The sequence below is a fragment of the Amycolatopsis rhizosphaerae genome (assembly GCF_007713715.1).
GTDB classification, from domain to species: Bacteria; Actinomycetota; Actinomycetes; order Mycobacteriales; family Pseudonocardiaceae; genus Amycolatopsis_E; species Amycolatopsis_E rhizosphaerae.
In genome coordinates this window covers 1-4,460 of sequence record NZ_VJWX01000566.1, presented here as the reverse complement: position 1 = coordinate 4,460, position 4,460 = coordinate 1, and the positions used below count along the sequence as shown (strand labels likewise).

Below are 4,460 nucleotides of genomic sequence, written 5' to 3'. Positions count from 1 at the left end.
GGCCGACCCCTATGCCCGTACTCGCACCACCGCCGACGGGCAGTACGTGCTGCCGTTGACCGGGGTGGCGCGCCGCACGCGCCCGGCGGCGATGCCGAAGCCCGCACCCACACCGAAACCACGTGCTGCGCGAGGCCGTCAGCTGGTGTTGCCGCTGGGGGATGACTGGCCGGAGAACAAGCCAGTGCTCGGGCGCGACGGCCAATACCGGCTTCCGCTGAACGTGCAGCGCGTCAAGCCAACCTCGGCCCCGCCTGTGCCCCATCGCCCGGGAGCTGGGAGTCGGCGGCGTGGCGGGAAGCAGTTGCAGTTTCCGTTCGACCCGTACAAGGGCAACCGGCCGACCCGTTCGGGGCAGTACCCGCTGCCGCTGGACGGTGTGCGTCGCGTCGCGCCCGCGAAACCCGCACCGGCGACACCACCGGCTCCACCTGTGCGCCCCGCACCGCGCGCCGGGCAGCAACTCCGGCTGCCGCTGGACCTGCCCAAGCCTGCCCGCCGCACACCACCGAAACCGCCCGCATCCGGAGGTAAGCCGTGACCTCGCCTGTTCGCATCCCCGCCGACGTCGAGATGAGGGACCGGGTTCTCGGTCCGTTGACCGCGCGCCAGTTGACCATCCTGGCAGTGACCGGGCTCGTGCTCTACGCCGCCTGGACCCTCACCCGCGCGTTCCTGCCGATCCCGGTGTTCTTCGTGCTGGCCATCCCCATCGGGGCGGCCGCGGCGTTCCTCGCGCTCGGCCAGCGCGACGGCGTCAGCCTGGACCGGCTGCTGATGGCCGCGATCCGGCAACGCATGAGCCCGCGTCGGCTGGTGGCGGCACCCGAGGGGGTGCGGCCCGCGCCGGACTGGCTGACGACCGCAGCGGGGCGGGAGGAGATCTCGCCGTCCGCGTTGCGGCTGCCCGCGGAAGCGGTTACCGACACCGGCGTTGTTGACCTGGGCGCCGACGGTCTGGCGATCGTGGCGGTCGCCTCCACGGTGAACTTCGCGCTGCGCACACCCGCCGAGCAGGAGGCGCTGGTCGCGAGCTTCGGCCGCTACCTGCACAGCCTGACCGCGCCCGTGCAGGTGCTGGTGCGCACCGAGCGACTCGACCTCTCCGAGCAGATCGCCGAGCTGCGCGCCCACGCCGGCGGTCTGCCCCACCCCGCGTTGGAGGCCGCGGCGGTCGAGCACGCCGACTACCTCGCGCAGCTCGGCGAACAGACCGACCTGTTGCGCCGCCAGGTGCTGCTCATCCTGCGCGAGCCAGCGCAGGCGGCAGTCTCCGCGACCGAGCTGAGTGGTCCATCGCCTCTCTCAGTGTTGCGTTCGCGCGGGGGAGGCAGGAGCCCCGCCGACTCCGGGTGGGCGAGCAGCGGGGCGCGGCGGGCGGCGGAGTCGCGGTTGGTGCGTCGTCTTGGCGAGGCCATCGAGCTGCTCGCCCCCGCTGGGGTTGTGGTCACCCCGCTGGATGCCGGGCAGGCAACGGCCGTGCTCGCCTCGGCGTGCAATCCCGACACCTTGCTTCCACCCTCAGCGGCCCTGGCCGGTGCCGATGACGTCATCACCACGGGCGACGGCGACCAGATTCCGTTTGGCGATCCCGACGGCGTCGATGACTGGGACGACGAGGACGGTGCCGACGACGTCGAGGACGGGAGGCGGTGGTGATGGCGACCCGAGCACGCGCCCGGCGCCGCCCTGCGAACGGCGGGCTGCAGGGTAGTGCGGCGTTCACCCCGGACGCCCTGTCGGTGGGGGCCCGGCACCTGGAGGTCGGCAACGAGTGGGTGGCCAGCTTCGCCGTGACCGGGTTTCCCCGCGAAGTGCACCCCGGGTGGCTCGCACCGCTGCTGACGTATCCGGGCAGGTTGGATGTCGCGTTGCATGTCGAGCCGATCGATCAGGCGGCCGCGGCGGCGCGGTTGAGGAAGCAGTTGGCCAAGCTCGAGTCGGGGCGGCGGCACACCGCCGAGCACGGGCGCCTGTTCGACCCGCAGGTCGAGGCCGCGACCGAGGACGCCTACGACCTGTCTTCCCGCCTCGCCCGGGGTGAGGGGAAGTTGTTCCGCGTCGGCCTGTACCTCACGGTGCACGCGCTCTCGCAGCGGGCGCTGGCCGATGAGGTGGCGGCGCTGCGGTCGCTGTGCGCGTCGTTGTTGCTCGACGCGAAGCACACCACCTACCGGTCGCTGCAGGGCTGGGTGTCCACGCTGCCCCTGGGCCTGGATGTAATCGGGATGCGCCGCACCTTCGACACCAGCGCACTGGCCGCCGCGTTCCCGTTCACCTCCCCGGACCTCCCGGCCGCGGACCCGACCTCGGTTGCGGCCCCGTCCGGGGTGCTCTACGGCTACAACGTTGGCTCGCAGGGGCTGGTGCACTGGGACCGGTTCGGCGAGGGGATGCACAACCACAACTCGGTGATCCTCGGCCGCTCCGGGGCGGGCAAGTCCTACCTGGTCAAGCTGGAACTGCTGCGCAGCCTGTATCGAGGGATCGAGATCGCGGTTGTTGACCCGGAGAACGAGTACGCCCGGCTCGCCGCCGCGGTGGGCGGCACCTGCGTGCACCTCGGTGCCCCGGGCGCGCGGCTCAACCCGTTCGATCTGCCCATCCACACCCGCCCCGATGGGCGGCGCACCGCCCCGAAAGACGCCCTCGTGCGCCGGTCGCTGTTCCTGCACACCGTCATCGCCGTCCTCGTCGGCGGCGAACTGCAGGCGGGCGAGCGGGCCGCGCTGGACCGTGGCATCGCCGCCACCTACCAAGCCGCGGGCATCACGAGCGACGCCCGCACCTGGACGCGGCCCGCACCCACGTTGCGGATGCTGCGCGATCAACTCGCCACCGCCGGGCGGGCCGGTGACCGGGCCGCCGCCGAGCTGGCCGCCCGGTTGCATCCCTTCGTGGAGGGCGCGTTCTCGTCGCTGTTCGACGGGCAAACCACCACTAACCCGGAAGGACACCTCGTGGTGTTCTCGCTGCGGGAGCTGCCCGACGAGCTGAAAGCGATCGGCACCCTGCTCACCCTGGACGCGGTGTGGCGGCGCGTGTCCAACCCGGCGATCCGGCGCCCCCGCCTCGTCGTGGTGGACGAGGCGTGGCTGTTGATGAAAGAGACCTCGGGCGCGGAGTTCCTGTTCCGGATGGCCAAAGCCTCCCGCAAGCACTGGGCCGGCCTCACGGTGTCCACTCAGGACACCGCCGACGTCCTGGGCAGCGATCTCGGCAAAGCCGTGGTGGCCAACGCCGCCACCCAGATCCTTCTGCGGCAGGCGCCACAGGCGATCGACGACATCACACACACCTTCGATTTATCGGCCGGGGAAAGACAATTCCTGCTCTCGGCCGATCGGGGCCAGGGATTGCTGTCGGCGGGCACGCAACGGGTGGCGTTCCAAGCCCTCGCCTCACCGGCCGAACACCACCTCGCGACCAGTAACCCCGCCGAACTCGCCGAATACGCCAGCGACAACGAAACCGGCGACTCCCTCGACGCCGAGCAACCCTACCTCGACCTGGGTTTCGCCGCTGAGCACATCGACCTCGACAGTGGCACCGAAGCCGCCTGAGGTCCCCCTATAGCTCGGCATTTCCCCGTCTTTCTTGGAAGGAACCACCATGCGCCCCTGGATACCGGCCGCCCTCCCGCACCCGAGCGAACCGAGCAGCGGATGGCTCGGCGACTACCTGCGCGACCCCGGCGGCGCGCTGTCCGCGCTCCTGGACCACGTGCGGGACTGGGCAGTGACGTGGGGGCCGATCGCCGGGCCTCTGCTTGTCCTCGGCTTCGTGGGGGGCGTGCTGGGCCGGTGGCGGTGGGCGCGACACCGCCATGCAAGGTTGCTCGCCGATGCCCGCCAGGTCACCGTGCTCGCGCCACCCCAGGTGGATCCCGCTGGCGGGGCGGCGTTGTGGTCCAACCTCGTCGGGCTGCTCCGCCCGGCCTGGCGGCGCTGGCTGATCGGGCAGCCGCACGTGGCGTGCGAGTACTGCTTTTCCGAGGCCGGTGTCGCGATCCGGCTGTGGGTGCCCGGCGTGATCCCACCCGGCCTGGTCGAACGCGCCATCGAGGCCGCCTGGCCCGGCGCGCACACCCGCACCACCAGCCCACCACAGCCACCACTGCCGCCACCCGGACCAGGCCAGCGGCAACTGGTCATCGCTGGGGAACTGCGACTCGCCCGCCCGGAGGCGTTGCCGATCCGCACCGATTTCGACGCCGACCCGATCCGCACCCTCATCGGCGCCCCCGTCGGGCTCGACCGAGACGAGTACGCCTGCGTGCAGATCCTGGCCCGCCCGGTCACCGGCCGCCGGGTCGCGACAGCGCGCCGCTCCGCGCGGCGCCTACACACCCGCGGCCCCACCCGCCTGGTCGGGCGGCTGCTCGACCAGTTCACCCCCGGCATGAAACCCCGCCGCCCGAGCGTGGGGCGAACAGGCTCGGGTGCCTTACACAGCGAGCC

2 protein-coding genes and 2 pseudogenes are annotated in these 4,460 nt (G+C 71.9%); all 4 read left to right on the top strand.

Annotated features, from left to right (window positions below; translation table 11 throughout):
- A pseudogene (locus tag FNH05_RS38965) lies at nucleotides 1-541 on the top strand (hypothetical protein); the annotation flags it as partial.
- Nucleotides 538-1,659 carry a PrgI family protein gene (locus tag FNH05_RS33205; protein ID WP_144592811.1) on the top strand — a complete coding sequence of 374 codons (1,122 nt, stop codon included), beginning with the start codon at nucleotides 538-540 and terminating at the stop codon, nucleotides 1,657-1,659. The pseudogene FNH05_RS38965 and the gene FNH05_RS33205, both read left to right, overlap by 4 nt.
- Nucleotides 1,659-3,563 carry a VirB4 family type IV secretion system protein gene (locus tag FNH05_RS33200; RefSeq protein WP_144592810.1) on the top strand — a complete coding sequence of 635 codons (1,905 nt, stop codon included), beginning with the start codon at nucleotides 1,659-1,661 and terminating at the stop codon, nucleotides 3,561-3,563. Before FNH05_RS33205 ends, FNH05_RS33200 begins: the two co-directional genes overlap by 1 nt.
- A gap of 49 nt (nucleotides 3,564-3,612) precedes the next feature.
- A pseudogene (locus tag FNH05_RS33195) lies at nucleotides 3,613-4,460 on the top strand (type VI secretion protein); the annotation flags it as partial.

Excerpts from the sequence above, each read along its gene's own strand:
- FNH05_RS33200 (WP_144592810.1), top strand. The coding sequence starts at position 1,659 with ATGGCGACCCGAGCACGCGCCCGGCGCCGCCCTGCGAACGGCGGGCTG.